A 20,040-nucleotide genomic window follows, 5' to 3' on the forward strand; every position below is an offset into this window, starting at 1 on the left:
GGATGGTTCTGGAATGAATAGCTCAAGAGTGGAGAGCCAATGAACAAGGTTCAAGGGAAGACGAGCAGCTATGTGTTGGCCGCGCTAATGTGCTGGGCAACGCCCGCGGCGTTTGCTGATCAACCTTCACAGGGATCTCAATTCGCTGTTCCCCAGCACTTCGCACCCCAGCAGAATGCTGACAGCCAAGTGTTGATGGAAGAACTGATCGAACAAGGATTGCCGCAGGCGTGGCTGGAAAAGGCGCTGTCTCAGGCAAACTACACCCAGAGCGTGTTAGACGCGATGGAAGGGGCCGCAGAACGCCGCCTAAAGTGGCATGAGTATCGCGCTATTTTTCTGACTCAGCAGCGCATTGAAGAGGGCGCAGAATTTATTGACGCGCATGCTGATGCCCTTGCGCGTGCTGAAAGTAGCTACGGTGTACCCGCTGAGGTTATTGCCGCCATTATTGGCGTTGAAACCTACTATGGTCGGCATAAAGGCCAGCACCGCGTGCTGGATTCGCTTGCCACGCTGGCGTTTCACCACCCGGCAAGGGGGGCTTTTTTTCGCGGTGAGCTAGCGGCCTTTTTAAGGATCGCCTACGAGCAGGAGGTTGATCCTACCGGGCTACGCGGCTCCTATGCGGGTGCCATGGGCTATCCTCAGTTTATTCCCACCAGTTATCAAGCCTATGCCGTGGATTTTGATGACGACGGGCGGCGTGATCTTTGGGAAAATCCGGTCGATGCAATTGGCAGCGTCGCCAATTACTTTGCGGAACATAACTGGCAGCCGGGAGCCGATATTGTTCATCAGGCCAGCGGGCCAGAGGTACTACCCGTAGAGTTACTGCAGGAACTCTCATTTAATCAAACGTCGCCTCCCACGGTGAGTATTGCTCAGTTGGCCTCACATGGGTTTGAGCCCAACGAGCCACTCGATGATAATTTGTTGGTTGTGCCTTTGGCGCTTGAGTTCGCCGATGGGACAACCCGCTACCGGTTTGGCGAGTATAATTTTTATGTGATTACCCGCTACAACCATAGTCATCTCTATGCCATGGCCGTAGCTGAGTTGGCGGAAGCGATTGCTGAACGGCACGATAAGCTACACGAGGATGGGGCATGAAAAGCAAACTGACGATGACCCAGCGTGCGGGCGGCATGATTGCCTTGCTGGCGTTGGTCAGCGGCTGTGCCAGCAATGGCACTCAGCGGATAGACGCGCCGCCGGAACCCGGCAAACAAACTACGGCTCCGGCCTCAACGGCGGCCAGCACTAGCGGAGGCCGCTATGCAATGAGTGGTGATGCCTACCCGCTTGAGCCGCCGGATGTTACCAAGGTGCCTGATGCAGAGCCGCGTGTTGAGCAACCTTCTCGTGCGGGCAACCGTCCTAGCTATGACGTATGGGGCAAAACCTACCACGTGCTGCCTGATGCAACGGGCTACGAGAAGCGAGGCACGGCATCCTGGTATGGCGAAAAATTTCATGGCTATGCAACCTCAAACGGTGAAATCTACGACATGTATAAAATGTCGGCGGCGCACCGTTCTTTACCTCTGCCCACCTTTGCGCGGGTGACTAGCCTGGATAACGGCCGATCGGTAATCGTCCGTGTGAATGACCGCGGTCCCTTCCACAGTGACCGGGAGATTGACCTTTCCTACGCGGCGGCTGCACGCCTGGGCTTTCTCGACAATGGTACCGGGGCCGTTAAAGTTGAAGCGATCAATCCGGTACAGTGGTTAGCCGAACGTGGTAGGGGCGGCAGCGCCCCTGCTCAGGCAAGGGAGGCGCCGCGCGTCGCTTCAAACGCTTCACCTGCGGCAGCTTCGCAAGTACCGCCGGCAGCGTCCGCGCCTGCTTCCTCGTCACAAGTGCCTCAGTCGCCGCAGAATCAGGGCGGAACAAGTGATGCGGTGTATCTACAGATCGCGGCATTAGGTAATCCTGAAGGCGCTCAGCAGTTACAGCAGCGTTTACAAGGTGAGCAGCCCCATGCGGTGCGTATTATGAACGATGCTGACGTTTATCGTGTTCAAGTAGGGCCCATTGCGCCAAGCCAAGAACCTCAGGCGCGAGAAACACTGCGCCAAGCGGGGTTCCCCCAAGTCTTTGTTGTGCGATAATTCACCCTCTATTTATTCCTTGTGGCGCGTCTGAAGCGCCTCTGTATTTTACAAATAAGCTTTGCAGGTAGCTTTGCAAGCAAGCTTTTAAGTTAAGTGAGACAATCGTATGAACGTGTTTACATCCATTGGTCGCTCTGCACGCCTGTGCCTTTTTGCTGCCATGGCAACAGTTGCTGTGCCTGTCAGTGCCCAGTCAGTTCCTCAACCCGTTATTCCGCAGCCGCAAACCATTATCCCTGCAGCCCCTCAGTTAGCGGCAAGTTCGTGGATACTCATGGATGCTAACAGTGGCCGTATACTGGCGGAACATAACTCCGATGAGCGTCTGCCGCCGGCGAGTCTAACCAAGCTGATGACCGCCTATTTGGTGGAGCGTGAGCTGGATCGCGGCACTATCAAGCTCACCGATATGATCAACATCAGTGAGAATGCTTGGCGTACCGGCGGTTCGAAAATGTTCATCGAGGTGGGGGATCAAGTATCGGTAGATAACCTGCTCCACGGTATTATTATCGTTTCGGGTAACGATGCCAGTGTTGCCATGGCGGAGCATTTAGCCGGTGGTGAAACACCGTTTGCCGACCTGATGAATCAGCATGCTACTCGTTTGGGCATGAATAATACCAACTTCCAGAATGCCACCGGTTTGCCGGGTGATAATCACTACTCAACTGCCCATGACATGGCGCGGTTATCGCAGCACATCATTAACGATTATCCAGATCACTACGCTATCTACTCTCAGCGTACTTTCTCTTACGGTGGTATTGATCAACCCAACCGTAACCGTCTGCTATGGCGTGACCCGTCTGTAGATGGCCTGAAAACGGGCTGGACGACAGAAGCGGGTTTCTGCCTGGTATCATCGGCCAAGCGTGACGATATGCGCTTAATTTCAGTGGTGATGGGTACCAACTCCGATGAGGCGCGCGCCCAAGAAACCCAAAAGTTGCTCAGCTACGGTTTCCGCTTTTTCGAAACTATGAAGCTCTATGAGCGTGGTGCCGTACTGGCAACACCGCGTGTTTGGGGTGGCGATATCAACGAACTACGCGTGGGTGTTGATGAAGAGGTGTTTATGACCCTGCCACGCAACCGCAACGAAGAGCTGCGTGCACGTCTCAACCTCAACCCAGACCTAAAAGCACCGATTGCCATTGGCGACGAGGTTGGTACGCTGGAAGTGCATTTAGGTGACGAAGTGGTCGGTGAGCGCCGCTTAGTAGCGCTGGAAAACATCGAAGAGGGTGGTTTTTTCAAGCGTCTGTTCGATCAAGTGCAGCGCTTCTTCAGTAATTTGATTAGTAGTTTTACCGATTAATCAGCTCAACGAGCTGTACGTTGAATGGTTTTATCGTGTATCCGTAATGAACGGTGTCTTTACGAAATAGGCTGGTTATGAAAAAAGATGCCCCCCAGGGGCTGCGTGATTTGCGCCAACCGGCGGCTCAGGAGCCGCCGAAAATCACCTTTCCATGTGATTACTCGTTAAAAGTTGTCGGTGATGCAGCCGAAGATTTTCCTGCCTGTGTGTGCCAGGTAATTGTGCGCCATGACCCCAACTTCGATGCAACAGCGATGCAGGTGGTCGACAGCCGTAATGGCCGTTTTCAATCGGTACGTGTGGTGATTAGAGCGACCGGTGAGCAGCATATTAAAGAGCTGTTTGAGGATCTCAAAGCTACCGGCCGTGTACATATGGTGGTGTGAGCGTGGACAACGCTGTACCGATTGAGTTACATAATTTGGGCCACCAAGCCTATTTGCCGGTTTGGCAGGCGATGCGTACGCTCACTGATACGCGGGATGCGCAAACCCTTGATCAGTTTTGGCTGGTTGAGCACGATCCGGTGTTTACCCAGGGACAGGCGGGCAAGCCTGAGCATTTGCTGCTGCCCGGTGATATTCCGGTGGTGCACGTTGATCGCGGAGGGCAAATCACTTACCACGGGCCGGGGCAGGTGGTGCTGTATCCACTGCTGGATGTGCGGCGGGGTAAAATAGGCGTGCGTGATTTAGTCACTGCATTGGAAAATGCCGTGATTGATGTGTTGAGCCACTATGGAGTAAGCGCTCGGGCTCGGCCCGATGCGCCCGGTGTTTATGTTATGACAGAAGCGGGTGAGGCGAAAATTGCTTCACTTGGCTTACGTATTCGGCGGGGTGCTAGCTTTCACGGCGTGGCGTTAAATGTAGACGGTGACTTGACGCCTTTTTTGCGGATTAACCCCTGCGGTTATGCGGGTATGCCGATGACGAAGTTGGCTGACTTGGTGGCATTGCCAAGCGACCATCGGGTAGGAGAGCAACTGGCCGAAGCATTAGCGGTGCGTTTAAAGCGTGGTTTGGTAACAGGTCAGGAATGGCCGTTATAATCAGAAATTAACACGATTAAGAGGGGGCTACCCTCTTAATCGTGTTTGATAGCTTAATCGTGGTTGATAGCGTCTTAAGCGATTGGGTGTTAACCCACGTTCATTGCCGGAATCAGATTGGGGTTCGCTTCCTGCTCCTGGCCGGGGATTGCTGCGGGTGAGGCGAGCCCCAGATTGTTTTTCTCGAACACGCGATCCGCGCGGTAGCTGGAGCGAACCAGTGGGCCAGAAGGCACTTCCATAAAGCCTTTTTCCAGGCCAATCTCGCGGTAACGATCAAACTCTTCAGGCGTCACCCAGCGCTCCACCGAAAGGTGGTTTTTGGTCGGGCGAAGGTACTGACCGAGTGTGACGATATCCACGCCGATCTCACGAAGATCATCAAAGGTTTGCAAAATCTCTTCGTCGGTTTCACCCAAGCCCAGCATCAGGCTAGTTTTGGTGATGATATCTGGGCGGTAGCGCTTGGCATGGGCAAGTACATCGAGTGTTTTACGGTAACCTGCCCGCCGGTCACGCACGCGACCTGTTAGCCTTTCGACGGTTTCCACATTCTGGGCAAATACCTGCAGGCCAGAATCGACCACCCGCTCGATAGCAGCAAGTTCACCATCAAAGTCAGGTGTTAAAGCTTCTACTACCACGTCTGGCGTTCGTGCTTTGATCGCGCGAATGCAGTTGGCGTAATGAGTGGCACCGCCGTCGTCAAGATCGTCACGGTCAACTGAGGTGAGGACGATATAGCGCAGTCCCATGAGCTCTACCGACTTGGCAGTGTTCTCAGGCTCTTCGTGGTCTAGCCACCCCTGGGGGTTGCCGGTGTCCACCGCGCAGAATCGACAGGCACGGGTGCATACCGAGCCCATTAGCATAATGGTGGCGGTGCCGTTGCTCCAGCACTCACCCATGTTAGGGCAGTGGGATTCGGCGCATACGGTACTTAGTCGATGGGTGGCGACGTTTTTCTTGACCGCCTCAAAACGCTCGCCCCCTGGGATCTGTGCCCGTAACCACTTGGGTTTGCGTTCAAGCTCAACAGAAGGGGCCTCTGGCTGCGCTTTGCGCTGCTTCATGCCATCCTTGATCACCGACATGCCATGTTCGTTACGGTATTTTTCACCGCTGGACACGCGCTGTGAGGGGTTATTGCTCATAGGGACAGAGCCTCTCTTCTGTGCGGTAGGCCAAAGGCATGAAAGGGCGTTGAGCCTCCCAAAACCTGCCAATTGTTACCTAATTAATACGAAGTACGCGCGATATTTAATCGCGCTAGTTACCACTAATGTAACATATCTCGTTGTCTACAAGACACCGTAAACCGTTACTCGCCTTCAGGGAGAAAGTATCGGTAAACAGGCGACACCGTGGCTGGGCAGGGGGCTTGAAGGTGCCTGGAAATGGCGGCGGTAGTCGGGTAAGTGTTCACGAACAAAGCTTAAAAAGAGCTCAGCAACCGGCGTGGGTAAGCGCTCTCGCGTATAGACCGTGCACCACGAGCGGTGGATGGGGAAGTCGGGTAGCCCCAGCTCAAAAAGTAACCCCTGCTCTAGCTCCAGTTGTACCGCCAACCGCGGCAGCACGGCGACACCCAAGTGCGCCATAACACCGCCTTTGATCGCTTCATTGGTACCTAGCTCAATACAGTGGGGAAGGGCGACCTGCTGGTTGGCGGCCATTTGTTCAAAGGCATTGCGCACGCCCGAGCCGGGTTCACGCATCAGCACGTAGTGGCGAGCGAAGTCTGCTAGCGAGGGCTGTGGCGTTGAAAGTAGCGGATGCTCTGGCCAGACGGCGGCGATCAGTTCGTTATCTATAATCGGCATGACCACTAAGCGATCATCTTCAGGCACCATCGCCATAATGACGAGATCGTCTTGTTGCTCGGTCAGCCGTTCAAGCGCCTGACGGCGGTTGCACACCTTTAAGCGCACATGCACCTCGGGGTAGTGAGCACGGAAGCGGGCGAGTAAGTAGGGCACTACATACTGGGCCGAGGAAACCGCGGCGATATTAAGTTCGCCGCTAATTTTGCCGTTAATATCCGATAGGTTCATTTCCAGCCGTGACAGCTGGCCAAAAATTTCTCGCGTCGAGTGGGCGAGGGTATCGGCGGCAGGAAGTGAGTGGAGCGTTTTGCCCGAGTAGTTAAACAGTGTCTGGCCCAGTGTCAGCTCAAGCTGACGTATTTGCGCGCTCACCGCCGGCTGGGTAAGTCCTAGCTGTTCAGCCGCGCGGGAGTATGAGCGCTGCCGATGCACTGCCTGGAAGACCTGTAGCTGACGAAATGTGAGGCGATTGAGCAGGTTAGGGGACGACATAGCAACCTCGTAGTGAGCACCCTTTAATAACGGAAAAATTAATATCAAAATCAGACTTCATCGCCAGGGCAAAGCATGCTAACACTGAATCTTTGGCACTGCCTAAACAGGGCTTCATTAGTCTTGTAAGGCGTAATTGTCAGGGTTAATGATCGACGTCGCGCACGTAGTGGACTAGACTATATTGCATTGCAGCATTATTGCTTTCGGGTCTGGTGCTTGTGCATCAACCCAACGGGAGACCCTATGAACTTTCTTGCCAATCCTCTGACCACCTCTTTGTTTCCAGCTAGCGCTTTTACAAGCGCGTGGTCGAAACAGCACAATGACGCCACCACGGTGCCCGGTAGCGAGGCGATCTCAGCTTTTTTCGACCCGTTCGGGTTTGGCCGTGCTGCCTTTGGGTACTGGCGCGATAGCATGGAGCGTAGCGTTCTGTATTTGGACGTTATGCGCGAGCGTGGTAATCAGTACCTTGAGCATATGGAGCAAACCAAGCCCAATGTGCTCGGGTTTGATACCGAGGTGCTAATGGATGGTCGGACGTTACCGCGGCCAACCAACTACGAGCTACTGCGTGTACTACCCCACGACGGGACGGAAATTGATCTGCAGAAGCGTCCTTTTGTGGTGGTAGACCCACGTGCGGGGCACGGGCCAGGGATTGGTGGTTTTAAGCCGGACAGCGAGTTGGGCGTGGCGCTCAAAGCGGGGCATCCCTGCTATTTTATTGGCTTTTTGCCGTTTCCAGAGCCGGGCCAAACCGTCGAAGATGTGGTTGAAGCGGAAGTTGCCTTCCTTCGTCATGTGATCGAACTTCATCCCGAAACCACCGAAAAACCGATGGTGGTGGGCAATTGCCAGGCGGGCTGGCAAATCATGATGGCGGCGGCCTTAGAGCCGGACGTTTTTGGACCTATCCTTATCGCTGGTGCTCCGCTTTCCTACTGGGCGGGTGAGCACGGCAAAGCCCCAATGCGCTATACCGGCGGTATGGCGGGGGGGAGCTGGATTACGGCGCTGACGAGTGATATTGGTGACGGCCTGTTTGACGGGGCGTGGTTGGTTCAGAACTTCGAGCGTTTGAATCCGGCTAATACCTACTGGAAGAAGCAGTACCACCTCTACGACAATATCGACACCGAAGCGGGCAGATACCTCGATTTTGAACGCTGGTGGGGCGGTCACGTCGTACTGGGCGGTGAAGAAATTCAATATATTGTCGATAACTTGTTTGTCGGCAATCGACTCTCTACCGCACAGTTGGTGACCCGCGATGGGCGTCGCATCGACCTGCGCAATGTGCGCTCTCCGGTGGTTGTGTTCTGCTCGCGTGGCGACGATATTACCCCGCCGCCCCAAGCCCTGGGCTGGATTCGTGACTTGTATGAAAATGCAGACGACATTATTGCCAACGAGCAAACTATCGTTTATTGCCAGCACGATACCACCGGCCACCTAGGTATTTTCGTTTCGGGCAGTGTGTCGCGCAAAGAGCATACCGAATTCACCGCCAATATGGATTACATCGACGTATTGCCGCCCGGGCTATATGAAACGTCCATATCACCGGCCGAAAAGGGTGAAGACGCCGAGTTATTTGAACGCGACTATCTACTCGAGTTTATGCCGCGGAACTTTGAAGAGTTAGACCGTGCGGTAATGCATAAGCCAGAGGATGATCGTCGCTTTGCCACCGTGGCGCGTATCTCAGAGATTAACTTGGGCTTGTATCGGCTCTTTATGCAGCCCTGGCTAAAAGCCATTATGACGCCGGAAGCTGCCCGCTTTATTCGGCGTATGCACCCAATCCGCTTGGGCTATAAGCTGCTTTCTGATCGAAACCCGCTTTCAGTACCGCTACCGGTAATGGCGGAAGCCGTGCGTAAAAATCGCCATCCGGTATCTCAAGACAATCTGTTTAAAGCGCTTGAAACCATGGGCTCTGACCAACTGGTCGCAAGCCTTAACGCGATGCGCGATCTGCGTGATAGCAGCACCGAAAAAATGTTTATGGACATCTACGGCCAGCCGTTGTTGCAGGCCGCCGTTGGCCTGTATGGCGATGCCCATGTGCATCGCCGTCGTCCAGGGGCTGAGCCTGAGCACCGCCGCTTTATTGAGCAGCGTCAGGAAGAGCTGACTGAGAAAATTGCCAAGGGTAGTGCCCATGAAGCAGTGATGCGCTCGCTTATCTACGTGCTCGGCGGCGCTCCAGCCACGGATGAGCGTAACTTTAAGCGCTTGAGGGCTTCGCGCGCGGAGCTTGAACCAGGTATTGAACTGAGTGAATTCAAACGGTTAGTGCGCGAGCAGTTTTTTATCTTGAAGCTGGATCGCGAACTGGCGTTGAACTCATTGCCTGATTTGCTTGCAGGTAACAGTAATGCCGATATTGATGGCCATATTAGTCATCTTGAGCACGTGTTCGCTGCTAGCGGAGATCTTTCAGAGCATGCCGCAGAGCGCTTTGCTCAGATTAAGGCACTGTTCGATAAGGCAAGGCCCGATAAGTCGGTGTCGAGTAAGCCGGTGTCGAGCAAGGCAGTAGCCAGCAAATCGGCTTCGGCGGTTAAACCCGCTGCTGCGCAGAAGCCAGCGCCAAGCGTTGAAGCGGTACCTGCTCAAGCCAAGGCCTCGGAAAAAGTTAGCTCCGCAAAGCCTGGCCCTGCAAAACCTGGCCCTGCAAAACCAGAGCCCACCGCTAAACCAACCGCCTCCACTAAGGCTACAGCGTCTACTAAGTCCAAGGCCGCCTCGGCGAAACCGCCACAGGCTGACGCTGAAGGCTCTAGTAAAGGTGGGGTGAGTAAACCGAAGGCATCCACAGCTGTCAAAGCAGCGCCTGATGCTACTAAACCGACAGTGTCTGAGACGCAAGCAGTCAAGCCTGCGCCAGTGGCTAAAGGGTCGGTTGTCGAAGATTCGGCGCCAAAATCAGCTGCGGCTAGCGAGTCGTCCAGTGAGCCAACGACTAAAGTCGATAGCACTGCTGAGCGTAAAAAGACGCCGACTAAACGCTAAAACAGTGCTTTAGCTCATCGCGCCCCTGCCTATTTGGTGGGGGCGCTTTGTTTGTCTCAATCGCTTTTGGGTTGCTGTAATGCTGGCGGCAGTCTAGTGTCTAGCTACTATTTATCTGAAATATAACCTTGGTTGTCCAAAATCGACTGATTCTTAGGAACTGGTTGCCACTGGCGCTTAGCTAAGGGCTGGGGTAGGGTAGGCGCATTTTTTCATCCGTATCTTTTTAACGGGCGGTTTCATCCCGGTGATACGGCACCGAATTCAGAGCACGCGCTAGACGTCCGTGCATTAGGAAAGTGGAGCACTATGGGCAAGTCACTGGTCATCGTCGAGTCGCCGGCTAAAGCGAAGACGATTAACAAATACCTCGGCAACGATTTCATCGTGAAGTCGAGCGTGGGTCACATTCGTGACCTGCCGACCAGCGGCTCAGGTAAGGCAGCCTCCGACCCCAAGGAGCGCGCGCGCCAGGCCGCAGCGACACGCAAGATGTCGGCGGAAGAGAAAGTAGAGTACAAAAAGCGTAAAAGCCAGGATCAGCTGATTCGACGGATGGGGATTGACCCCAATAACGGTTGGGAAGCCCGCTATGAGGTGCTGCCCGGAAAAGAGAAAGTCGTTGCTGAACTAAAAAAGCTGGCTGAGAAAGCTGACGCTGTCTATCTCGCAACGGATTTGGACCGCGAAGGGGAAGCCATTGCTTGGCACCTGCGCGAGACCATCGGTGGAGATGACAGTCGCTACAAGCGCGTGGTATTTAACGAAATCACTAAAAATGCTATTCAGGACGCCTTCAAGGCACCCGGGGCGCTCAATATACCGCGGGTAGAAGCGCAGCAAGCAAGGCGCTTTCTGGATCGTGTTGTGGGCTTTATGCTTTCGCCTTTACTGTGGGCGAAAGTGGCACGTGGGCTGTCAGCTGGCCGCGTTCAGTCGGTTGCGGTACGTCTCATTGTCGAGCGCGAGCGTGAAATTCGCGCCTTTATTCCTGAAGAGTTTTGGGATGTGCACGCGGATTTGGCCTCACCCGAAGGTGAGCTGGTGCGTTTTGCCCTGGTTCGTCAGGATGGCAAAGCCTTTAAACCCACCTCTGAAAAAGACACCCTGGCGCGTATTGAGCAGCTTAGAAAAGCCAAGCTAGCGATTACCTCTCGGGAAGATAAGCCGACTAGTTCAAAACCCACGGCGCCCTTTATTACCTCTACGCTGCAGCAAGCGGCGAGCGGTCGGTTAGGCTTTTCCGTCAAGAAAACCATGACCATGGCTCAGCGCCTCTATGAGGCGGGTTACATCACCTATATGCGTACCGACTCAACCAACTTGTCGAAAGATGCGGTTGAAAGTGTGCGCAGTTATATTGGTGAAGAGTTTGGCCAGCGCTACTTGCCAGAAGCGCCTAACCGCTACAGCAGCAAAGAGAGTGCTCAAGAGGCCCACGAGGCGATTCGGCCTTCCAGCGTTGAGCGTAAGGCATCCGACCTTGCTGGTATGGAGCGTGATGCCGAGCGCCTTTACGAGCTGATCTGGCGTCAGTTCGTGGCCTGTCAAATGACCCCTGCCGAGTACCTGTCGAGTACGCTCAGCGTGGAAGTTGATGGCTATGAGCTGCGTGCAAAAGGCCGTGTGCTGAAGTTTGATGGTTATACCCGGGTGATGAAGCCCAGTGGTAAAAACGAAGACCAGAGCCTGCCCGACTTGCCTAAAGGCACGCCCATGGCGCTGGAAGCACTTGACCCCCAGCAGCACTTCACCAAGCCTGCCCCACGCTACACCGAAGCAAGCCTGGTGAAGGAGCTTGAAAAGCAGGGAATTGGTCGACCTTCTACCTATGCCTCGATCATCTCGACGATCCAGGATCGCGGCTATGTGAAGTTGGAAAACCGCCGCTTCTACGCCGAAAAACTGGGCGATATCGTTACCGAGCGGTTAAAAGAGTCTTTCCCAGATTTGATGGACTTTTCGTTTACCGCCCGCATGGAGGATGGCCTGGATGAAGTCGCTGAGGGTGAGCGTAACTGGCAGGCCCTGTTAGATACCTTCTATGGGGAGTTTCGTGAAGAGCTGGCCAAAGCGGAGAGCGAAGATGGCATGCGGCCCAATCAGCCGGTGCCAACGGATATCGACTGCCCAAGTTGTGGCCGTCATATGCAGATTCGTACCGCTTCTACCGGGGTTTTCCTGGGCTGTAGTGGTTACAATCTGCCGCCCAAGGAGCGTTGCAAAACCACCATTGACCTGATTCCAGGTGAAGAGGCGGTAGCCGAAGACGCGGGCGAAGAGGCCGAAACGGATGCGCTGCGTGCCAAGCGTCGTTGCTCCAAGTGTGGCACGGCGATGGACAACTACTTGATCGATGAAACACGTAAGCTGCATATCTGCGGTAATAGCCCCGATTGTGATGGCTACGAGGTGGAAAGCGGCAAATTCAAGATCAAGGGCTACGACGGCCCAATTATCGAATGCGACAAATGTGGCTCTGAAATGCAGTTGAAATCTGGCCGCTTTGGCAAGTATTTTGGCTGCACCAATAGTGAGTGTAAGAACACTCGTAAACTATTGAAGAGTGGTGAAGTGGCGCCGCCGAAAATGGATCCGATTCCCATGCCGGAGCTGGCTTGTCAAAAAGTTGACGACCACTACGTGCTACGTGACGGGGCAAGCGGACTGTTTTTAGCCGCTAGCAAGTTTCCTAAGAATCGTGAAACGCGACCGCCGCTGGTGAAAGAGCTTAAAGCGCATGCCGAGGAGCTACCTGAGAAGTATCACTTTATTCTCAAAGCGCCCAGCGAAGATCCGGATGGCCGCCCGGCCCAGATCCGCTACTCGCGTAAGAGTAAAGAGCAGTACGTGATGACCGACGAAGAGGGTAAGGCCACTGGTTGGAAGGCCATGTTTGATGCCGGTAAATGGCACGTGGAGGACAAGCGCAAGTGAATGCACGGTCACGAACCAACCAACTGCTCTATCAAGCTGAGCTATTAGCCAGCTTGCCGGCCGGGGATGATGAGCATGCCCCGGCTCGGCAGATGGCGCTGGAGGAGAGTGCGTTGGCGCTGTTTGAACTGGCACTGGAGTCTCTGCTGCGAGAGGTTACTGAACACGCCCGTTTGTCTGACCATCGCTGGTCGATATTGCTAGCCCAAGAAGGCCCTGCTTTAGCCGAGCTACAGCGTCTGCGCGACTTAGCAGGTCAGCCGGAAAGTTGGCTGAATTGGTTGTTAGTGCAGCTTGAGCGCCTGCATAGTGATGACGGAGCTGCACGGCGCACGACTCACAATCCGGCCCTGATTGCAGTGGGTAATCAAGCCGGTTTGTGCCAGCAACTGCTGGATAACCTGCAGGCTGCCAAGCGTGAAATAGGTGCGCTGCGCGAAACCAGTTTGGAGTGGTGAGTGGCGAGGCATTGCTCAAGTAGTCAGGAAGGGAGATTATAATGCGCTATAACCAAGTCAAAGACTTAGTCGAATGGGCTGCCGGTTTCCATGCGCGGATGGCAGAACAGTATAGCGAAGCCGCTGATAAAGCGGACAGCGAGCGTCTGCAAATGGCGTTTAATTACCTGGTCAGCCGCGAGCTGAAAATGAAAACGGGCCTAGAAGATCTTTTTCATGATGGCTCTGATCATTCAGAGGTTTTAGAGATATGGTTCGATGATTCGAGTGATTTCCCCCAACCGCCTGAGTTGGATCGCTTAGCGGAGCAAACGGTAACCGGCTCAATAGACGATGCAATGGCAACCGCAACCTGTGCGCATCAGCGTCTCCAAACGCTTTACGAACATCGCGCTTCGCGGGCTAAAATCGAACCTGAAGAAGAGTTTTTCAATGCTCTTGCTCAAGGGCATAATGCTGAAATGCGCCATATAATGGCCAGTATGGAAGAGTTGCAGGGCGTTTAATGGGTCTCTATCAGTGGTTTATGGATCATTGCTTTTGGGGTGCGTTAGCCGCGTATATGACGAAATTACTAACGGCGGATGTGGGAATGAGGTATAACAGCCACCAGATACGCCTAGTCGGTCAACCACGGGCTTACTTGTTTCGAGAGCTGCCATGTTTTTAGTTAATCGCCGTCGTTTTTTAGCCATGGCACTGAGCTTGCCAGCCGTGGCTAGCGCTGCTGTCTCTACACCCAGCCAGGCCGTTCCCACTGACCTCGTGGAAACGATGCTTAGCCGTGCCCATGTGCCGCGCCATAGCAACGAGCTGTGGGTACTGGTTGATGACCAAGAAGCGACCCTTAGTGTGTTTCGTGGCAATGCGCTATTGGAGCGCTTTTCCCCCATATCGCTCGGGCGCGCAGGGGCTAAAACCCAGCGGATTCGCGGTGATAACGTCACGCCTATGGGTGAGTTTCGTATCAATCGTTTTAATTACGAGAGCCAGTGGCGTACGTTCATTGGCATTGACTACCCAACACCAGTGCACGCTAGAATGGCGCTGGAAAAAGGGATTTATTCCCAAACAGACTATGATGATTACTTCGACTACTATCGACGTTACGGACACCCACCGCAAAACACCGCACTGGGTGGTGCGATCGGTATCCATGGCCTAGGTAGCGCAGACCCTGATATTCATGGGCGCTATCATTGGACCCAGGGGTGCGTCGCCGTGACTAACGAGCAAATTGATCGCTTGGCAGCGCTTGTGGGTGTTGGCACTCGTGTAGTGATCCGTTAAGCTATTGCCGTTGATGGAAGTTCGAGGTTTTAAATAAGTGGCTATAGACAACCGCTGTGGACTATTATAAAACAGCGTTTGACTTGCGAGCATCGCAACAAGTCACTGAAAAGAACCTGCACCGCAGGTAGACAAATTTAAGCTAAGCATGTTATTTAAGTGCGTGACCTTATTTTTGTCATACCCTTAACGTAGTACCCAAGGACGACTCAAGGAGAACATTATGACTCTGAAAACTACTCTGAAGATGACTGCTGCTGCCGCTTCACTGGCTATTCTTGCTGGTTGTGCTTCTACCAGCGCGCTGGAAGAAGTTCGCATGACTGCAGAATCTGCACAAGCTGACGCTGCAGAAGCACGCAGCATGGCTTCACAAGCAATGAACACTGCAAACCAAGCCCAGCGCGATGCGCAGGCTGCTCTGCAGATGTCTGAGCAGAACCGTGAAGAAATGAACCGTATGTTCCAGCGTTCCATGCAGAAGTAATTCTGCTTGGGCTGCTGAGGGAGTCACCAGACTCTCTCAGTAGCTGCTGGATGAAAGTTGTAGTTAGTACAGCGTTGGTAAGTTAAGACGTCAGGCAAGCATTTTTTGCCACTAGCTACGCAAAAACCCCGCCTAGGCGGGGTTTTTTGTTACTACGCTTTTGCTTTTGTTGCTGCGCTTTCGGTTAAGCGTCTTTTTCAGTGCTGGGTGTGACGCTGAGCTCTACCTCTTCAAATAGCTCGACAGGCTCGGGTTCTGGTTCAGGCGCTTGAGGGCCGTAGAGGGCAATAAACTGGCCATCTGGCGCTGCAACCGCTCGCTCGATCTGCTCAGAGTCGATCTCAATATTATCCTCAGTCAGATCGGTGACTCGCTGAAGAGCGTTCAGCAGCGGCTCAAAATCGCCTACATTCTCTTCCAGCTGTGGGAAAGATTGTACAAACAGCGTGCCGTCGGCTGCCCAGCCCGCTTTGAACGGAGCATCCATCAGGTTGACCTGGGTGCCGCTGGGTAAGCGTTCATAAAGCGACTTAATATCTTCGGGGTACATGCGAATACAGCCGCGGCTAACGCGCATGCCCACGCCATCGGGACGGTTGGTGCCGTGAATTAGATAGCTAGGCATGGCCAGCAGAATGGCGTGCTCGCCAAGGGGGTTCTGCGGGCCAGGCGGCACTATCGACGGGGCAGGTTCGCCGCGCTCAGCTGCTTCGCGGCGCATGGACGCCGGTGGCGCCCAGGCCGGGTCTTTGACTTTAACGGTTGTGCGGGTGATGCCGACCGGAGTAGCGAACTCTTCGCGCCCTACGCTGACCGGGTAAGTTTCGACGATGCCGGGCTTATTGGCAGGGTAATAGTAGAGGCGCAGCTCAGAAAGATTGACCACAACGCCTTCCCGCGGCGCAGGCGGTAGAATGTACTGGGCGGGAATCACTACCTCGGTACCTACCCCTGGCACCCATAGGCTGACATCTGGGTTAGCCATGCGGATCTCTTCATAGCCGATGTTGTGGCGCCGGGCGATGTCGATCAGCGTCTGCTTGGGGTCTTCAACAACAACGGTATAGCGCTCCCCAATCACGTCACCTTTTTCAGGTAAGCGGAAGTGGCCGCGGGGCAGTTCGTCCTGGTCAGCCACCTGAACAGCGCTATCCACGGCGTCAATGCTGACTTCCTGCGCTTGTTCTTGTGACGCCTCGGCTGATTGTTCCTGCGTTTGCTGTTCTTGCGCTTGGCTGTCGGCTTGCTCGTCAACCGGTTGCGCATAAGCGGGGCTAAGCAGGCTGGCGGTGAGTAGCACGGCCAAGCTGGTGGGGCCCCAGAGGGTAAAGGTATCGCGAATGTTCATGGTCGTTCCTAGTGTGTTAATTCACTGCTGCTGCACGTTGTTGGGCCGCTGTTGCTGATTAGCAGCTGGCTACTGGCAAGTTTGCCCCAAGCTTCACGCCGCCGCTACTTTTTGATTAAGGGTGCTGAATAGGTTTTCAAGTTGCTGGAAGCGCTTGTCGACACTTTCCATTGGTAATTCAAATCGTAAGGTGTCAGAACCGTCTAAACGGTAATGTGTGGGAGAGGTCTGAATAAGCGTCACCAGGGTTAAGGGATCCACCTGGGTGCTGCCGTCAAACAGCACTCTGCCACGGCTTTCGCCGGCCTCGATTTTGCTGATGCCCAACTGCTCTGCGCGGTGGCGCAGCTTGGTCTGGCGAATCAGGTTTTTAAGCGGGTTGGGAAGTAGCCCATAACGATCAATTAGCTCCACCTGCAGCTCTTTAAGCTCGCTATCACTTTGGGTGTTGGCAATCCGTTTATACATGACCAGCCGCTGCTGGACATCGTGAATGTAATCATTGGGAATCAGTGCGGGCAGGTTAAGATTAATCTCCACGCCAGTATTGAAGGGTGCATCTATATTGGGTGTTTTGCCCGCACGAATAGCCTTCACCGCTCGATCCAGCATCTCCATATAAAGCGTGTAGCCAATGGTTTCCATCTGGCCGCTCTGCTCATCCCCCAGCAGTTCGCCTGCGCCGCGGATCTCCATATCGTGGCTGGCCAGAGTAAAGCCTGCGCCTAGATCATCCGAAGCGCTGATAGCTTCCAGTCGCTTGATGGCATCGCGGGTCATCGCTTTGGGTGGCGGGGTCAGTAGGTAGGCGTAAGCCTGGTGGTGGCTACGACCAACCCGGCCGCGCAGCTGGTGCAGTTGCGCCAGGCCAAATTTATCGGCGCGCTCAATAATAATGGTATTGGCACTCGGCACATCAATGCCGGTTTCAATAATGGTCGAACATACCAGCACGTTAAAACGGCGGTGATAGAAGTCCGACATGATGCGTTCCAGGCTGCGCTCGGGGAGCTGGCCGTGGGCAACCGCCACGCGGGCTTCTGGGATCAGCTCACGGATCTTTTCCGCTGCATTTTCGATCGTCTTAACTTCATTATGCAGTACGTAGACTTGGCCACCGCGGAGTATCTCGCGCAGCAGGGCTTCCTTGATAATGCTGGCGTCATGCTGCTGGACGAATGTTTTGACCGATAGGCGGCGGGCGGGCGGTGTGGCGATAATCGACAGATCGCGGATGCCACTCATGGCCATATTCAGCGTGCGCGGTATAGGGGTGGCAGTCAGCGTCAAAATATCGACTTCAGCGCGCAGCGTTTTGAGCTTCTCTTTTTGCGCTACGCCAAAGCGGTGCTCCTCATCGATGATCAGTAAGCCCATTTTGGGCAGCTCAACGCTTTTGGCGAGCAGCTTGTGGGTGCCAATGACGATATCCGTTTGGCCGCTTTTAATGCTCTCTAGCGTTTGGGTGACCTCTTTGCCGCTGGTAAAGCGGGAAATTAGGCCAATATTGACGGCGGTGTCGGCAAAGCGGTCGCGGAAGTTCTCAAAGTGTTGGCGCGCCAGCAGCGTAGTGGGCACCAGTACCACCACTTGACGACCAGACTGTACGGCCAAAAACGCCGCGCGCATGGCCACTTCGGTTTTGCCGAAACCGACGTCACCACAGACCACGCGATCCATCGGTTGTGGAGAGGTCATGTCACTGATCACCGCTTCAATCGCCGCGTGCTGATCGGGGGTTTCCTCAAACGGGAAGTTGCCCGCAAAACGCAGGTACTCCTCGCCTGGCGCTTCGTAGACCACCCCTTGCTGGGCTTCCCGGCGGGCGTAGACGTCCAGCAGCTCCGCGGCGGTATCACGAATCTTCTCGGCGGCTTTACGGCGGGCTTTTTCCCATTGATCTGAGCCTAGTTTGTGCAGCGGGGCCAGTTCGTCACCGGCACCGCTGTAGCGGGAGATCATATGCAGGCTGTCAACGGGCACATAAAGCTTGGCGCCATCGGCGTAGGAGAGCGCCAGGAACTCATTCGCCTGGCCACCGGCCTCTAAGGTTTCTAGCCCTAAGTAGCGGCCAACGCCATGGGCCTGGTGAACCACGGGCGCGCCTTCGCGCAGCTCCGACAAATGGCGGACCGCAAGCTCGTTGTCATCGGTGGCTTTTTCGCGCCGACGGCTCTGGCGTACCACGTCGCCAAACAACTCGGTTTCACTAATCACCGCAACGCTTGGATTACTCAGCCAAAGGCCACTATCCACCAAGCCTTCGGTGATGGCGTAGGGTTGGTTGTCAGCGAGAAAGTCATGAAAGCTATCGGTATGCGGTAGCGAGAGCTTAAGCGGTGACAGTATCTCTTCCAGCGCTTCCCGACGTCCCCGCGACTCCGCCACAAACAACACCCGGGTTTGGGCATGGGAGTGTAAGAAGGCTGATATTTCTGCCAATGGTTGCTTGGCGCGGGCGTTGATAGAGAGCGTGGGGAGCGGCTCAGCTTCAGGCTGCTGCGCATGGCGCTGCTCGCTATCTTCGGTCAGCTCTATGCGCGGGCGGGCTTTGATCGCCGAGAATACGTCGTTGACCGGAAAAAACGCCCGATGCGGAGGCAATAGCGGTCGGGTTGGGTCAACGCCCAAATTAACGTAGCGTGCATCGATTGACTGCCAGTGCTGCTCGGCCGCCTCAAAAACCCCTGGCAGCAGTGCTACACGGGTATCGTCGGTCAGGTGGTCAAACAGCGATGCGGTCTGCTCGAAAAAAAGCGGTAGGTAGTGCTCAAGCCCCGGCGAAGGAATGCCTTTCAGCGCATCGTTGTATAGCGGACACTGGCGTGGGTCGACGTCAAACAGGGTCTCAAACTGCTCACGAAAACAGGCGATAGCGCTGCGGCTTAACGAATATTCGTGGGCGGGGAGGAGTTCCAGGGCGTCTAGTTTGTCAGTGGAGCGTTGGCTACCCGGGTCAAAGTGGCGCAGTGAATCGATCTCATCATCGAACAGATCAATGCGGATCGGTTCGTCCATGCCCATGGCAAACAGATCAATTAGCGCGCCGCGCATGGCGTATTCGCCGGGCTCATAAACAGTTTCGACGGCGCGATAGCCCGCTCGGGAGAGCGCTTCACGAAACGCTTCGCGATCCAGTCGCTCGCCGGTTTTAAGCGTCATTACCCGTCCGGCGATATATTCAACCGGGGGTAAGCGCTGCATCAGCGTATTGATCGGCACTAGCACAATGCCGCGCACGCCGTCTTGCAGTTGGCGCAGAGTGCGCAGCCGGGCCGAGACAATATCCTGGTGGGGTGAAAAGCTGTCGTAGGGCAGCGTTTCCCAGTCGGGGAAAGGCAGTACCGGTACATCACTATAGAAGTAGAGATCTTGTTCCAGGCGCTGGGCACTGGCCGTATTGGGGGTGATCACCAATAGCGGGGCGTTTGTGGCAACGCGGGAAAGTGCCAGCGCAGTCGCGCTGCCCGGCGGCGATGTCCAGTAGAGCGTATCGCGAGTCCCTTGAGGCTGGGGCGGATCGAGCAGAGAGAATGTCGGCATAAGCAAGATATCGTTTTGCGCTGAAACGGAAAAGAGATCATACACGATCACCCGTTTCAGTTAGAGTGCCGCGACGGATAGTAGCGGCTGAATCTGTTCCCGTAAGACAGTTTTGTAGTCAGATCGTCGTTTCTGTAATA

The 20,040-nt window shown here is 54.7% G+C and carries 15 protein-coding genes; 11 read left to right on the plus strand and 4 right to left on the minus strand.

The window, feature by feature from the left end:
• The first annotated feature begins 39 nt into the window (after positions 1 to 39).
• The 5 genes from mltB to lipB all read left to right on the plus strand — a co-directional run bounded on the left by mltB (position 40) and on the right by lipB (position 4,495).
• A complete protein-coding gene (mltB, locus tag J7J49_RS15350; protein ID WP_215093794.1) occupies positions 40 to 1,113 on the plus strand; it encodes a lytic murein transglycosylase B in 1,074 nt (357 codons plus the stop codon).
• Positions 1,110 to 2,117 carry a septal ring lytic transglycosylase RlpA family protein gene (locus J7J49_RS15355; RefSeq protein ID WP_064233434.1) on the plus strand — a complete coding sequence of 336 codons (1,008 nt, stop codon included), beginning with the start codon at positions 1,110 to 1,112 and terminating at the stop codon, positions 2,115 to 2,117. Before mltB ends, J7J49_RS15355 begins: the two co-directional genes overlap by 4 nt.
• A gap of 109 nt (positions 2,118 to 2,226) precedes the next feature.
• Positions 2,227 to 3,441 (plus strand): D-alanyl-D-alanine carboxypeptidase family protein, encoded by a 1,215-nt coding sequence (locus tag J7J49_RS15360; RefSeq protein WP_064233435.1) that lies wholly within the window; start codon positions 2,227 to 2,229, stop codon positions 3,439 to 3,441.
• A 77-nt stretch (positions 3,442 to 3,518) separates the two neighbouring features.
• Positions 3,519 to 3,830: an HP0495 family protein gene (locus tag J7J49_RS15365; protein ID WP_064233436.1), complete on the plus strand. Its 312-nt coding sequence runs from the start codon at positions 3,519 to 3,521 to the stop codon at positions 3,828 to 3,830.
• 2 nt (positions 3,831 to 3,832) lie between these two features.
• Positions 3,833 to 4,495: a lipoyl(octanoyl) transferase LipB gene (gene lipB, locus J7J49_RS15370; RefSeq protein ID WP_373557062.1), complete on the plus strand. Its 663-nt coding sequence runs from the start codon at positions 3,833 to 3,835 to the stop codon at positions 4,493 to 4,495.
• A gap of 89 nt (positions 4,496 to 4,584) precedes the next feature.
• Here the strand turns inward: lipB and lipA are convergent, their stop codons facing one another.
• Complete coding sequence (gene lipA / locus J7J49_RS15375; RefSeq protein ID WP_064233438.1) at positions 4,585 to 5,649, minus strand: lipoyl synthase; 1,065 nt, start codon at positions 5,647 to 5,649, stop codon at positions 4,585 to 4,587.
• Positions 5,650 to 5,826: 177 nt separating this feature from the next.
• A complete protein-coding gene (locus J7J49_RS15380) occupies positions 5,827 to 6,813 on the minus strand; it encodes a LysR family transcriptional regulator (RefSeq protein WP_215093796.1) in 987 nt (328 codons plus the stop codon).
• 246 nt (positions 6,814 to 7,059) lie between these two features.
• Here J7J49_RS15380 and J7J49_RS15385 point away from each other — a divergent pair, with 246 nt between their 5' ends.
• From J7J49_RS15385 to J7J49_RS15410, 6 genes are all read left to right on the plus strand, one after another.
• Positions 7,060 to 9,837, plus strand: a complete 2,778-nt coding sequence (locus tag J7J49_RS15385) for a DUF3141 domain-containing protein (protein ID WP_215093798.1) — start codon at positions 7,060 to 7,062, stop codon at positions 9,835 to 9,837.
• 309 nt (positions 9,838 to 10,146) lie between these two features.
• Positions 10,147 to 12,774 carry a type I DNA topoisomerase gene (topA, locus tag J7J49_RS15390; RefSeq protein ID WP_215093800.1) on the plus strand — a complete coding sequence of 876 codons (2,628 nt, stop codon included), beginning with the start codon at positions 10,147 to 10,149 and terminating at the stop codon, positions 12,772 to 12,774.
• Positions 12,771 to 13,232, plus strand: a complete 462-nt coding sequence (locus J7J49_RS15395; RefSeq protein ID WP_215093802.1) for a DUF6586 family protein — start codon at positions 12,771 to 12,773, stop codon at positions 13,230 to 13,232. Before topA ends, J7J49_RS15395 begins: the two co-directional genes overlap by 4 nt.
• 41 nt (positions 13,233 to 13,273) lie before the next feature.
• Positions 13,274 to 13,738 (plus strand): 2-hydroxyacyl-CoA dehydratase, encoded by a 465-nt coding sequence (locus J7J49_RS15400; RefSeq protein WP_215093804.1) that lies wholly within the window; start codon positions 13,274 to 13,276, stop codon positions 13,736 to 13,738.
• Between the two features lie 154 nt (positions 13,739 to 13,892).
• Positions 13,893 to 14,522 carry a L,D-transpeptidase family protein gene (locus J7J49_RS15405; protein ID WP_064233443.1) on the plus strand — a complete coding sequence of 210 codons (630 nt, stop codon included), beginning with the start codon at positions 13,893 to 13,895 and terminating at the stop codon, positions 14,520 to 14,522.
• Positions 14,523 to 14,745: 223 nt separating this feature from the next.
• On the plus strand, positions 14,746 to 15,009 hold the full coding sequence (locus J7J49_RS15410; protein ID WP_022523170.1) for an Lpp/OprI family alanine-zipper lipoprotein: 264 nt from the start codon (positions 14,746 to 14,748) through the stop codon (positions 15,007 to 15,009).
• Between the two features lie 184 nt (positions 15,010 to 15,193).
• On the opposite strand, the gene J7J49_RS15415 is transcribed toward J7J49_RS15410, so the two are convergent.
• Both J7J49_RS15415 and mfd read right to left on the minus strand, forming a co-directional pair.
• Complete coding sequence (locus tag J7J49_RS15415; RefSeq protein ID WP_064233444.1) at positions 15,194 to 16,357, minus strand: L,D-transpeptidase family protein; 1,164 nt, start codon at positions 16,355 to 16,357, stop codon at positions 15,194 to 15,196.
• 93 nt (positions 16,358 to 16,450) lie between these two features.
• Complete coding sequence (mfd, locus tag J7J49_RS15420) at positions 16,451 to 19,900, minus strand: transcription-repair coupling factor (RefSeq protein ID WP_215093806.1); 3,450 nt, start codon at positions 19,898 to 19,900, stop codon at positions 16,451 to 16,453.
• Between the last annotated feature and the right edge of the window lie 140 nt (positions 19,901 to 20,040).

It is taken from the genome of Halomonas sp. ISL-56 (assembly GCF_018612805.1).
GTDB lineage: Bacteria > Pseudomonadota > Gammaproteobacteria > Pseudomonadales > Halomonadaceae > Vreelandella.

Bases quoted from the DNA above. Each gene is read 5' to 3' on its own strand.
- mltB (WP_215093794.1), top strand. From the start codon at position 40: ATGAACAAGGTTCAAGGGAAGACGAGCAGCTATGTGTTGGCCGCGCTA.
- J7J49_RS15355 (WP_064233434.1), top strand. From the start codon at position 1,110: ATGAAAAGCAAACTGACGATGACCCAGCGTGCGGGCGGCATGATTGCC.
- J7J49_RS15360 (WP_064233435.1), top strand. From the start codon at position 2,227: ATGAACGTGTTTACATCCATTGGTCGCTCTGCACGCCTGTGCCTTTTT.
- J7J49_RS15365 (WP_064233436.1), top strand. From the start codon at position 3,519: ATGAAAAAAGATGCCCCCCAGGGGCTGCGTGATTTGCGCCAACCGGCG.
- lipA (WP_064233438.1), bottom strand. From the start codon at position 5,649: ATGAGCAATAACCCCTCACAGCGCGTGTCCAGCGGTGAAAAATACCGT.
- J7J49_RS15380 (WP_215093796.1), bottom strand. From the start codon at position 6,813: ATGTCGTCCCCTAACCTGCTCAATCGCCTCACATTTCGTCAGCTACAG.
- J7J49_RS15385 (WP_215093798.1), top strand. From the start codon at position 7,060: ATGAACTTTCTTGCCAATCCTCTGACCACCTCTTTGTTTCCAGCTAGC.
- topA (WP_215093800.1), top strand. From the start codon at position 10,147: ATGGGCAAGTCACTGGTCATCGTCGAGTCGCCGGCTAAAGCGAAGACG.
- J7J49_RS15400 (WP_215093804.1), top strand. From the start codon at position 13,274: ATGCGCTATAACCAAGTCAAAGACTTAGTCGAATGGGCTGCCGGTTTC.
- J7J49_RS15405 (WP_064233443.1), top strand. From the start codon at position 13,893: ATGTTTTTAGTTAATCGCCGTCGTTTTTTAGCCATGGCACTGAGCTTG.
- J7J49_RS15410 (WP_022523170.1), top strand. From the start codon at position 14,746: ATGACTCTGAAAACTACTCTGAAGATGACTGCTGCTGCCGCTTCACTG.
- J7J49_RS15415 (WP_064233444.1), bottom strand. From the start codon at position 16,357: ATGAACATTCGCGATACCTTTACCCTCTGGGGCCCCACCAGCTTGGCC.
- mfd (WP_215093806.1), bottom strand. From the start codon at position 19,900: ATGCCGACATTCTCTCTGCTCGATCCGCCCCAGCCTCAAGGGACTCGC.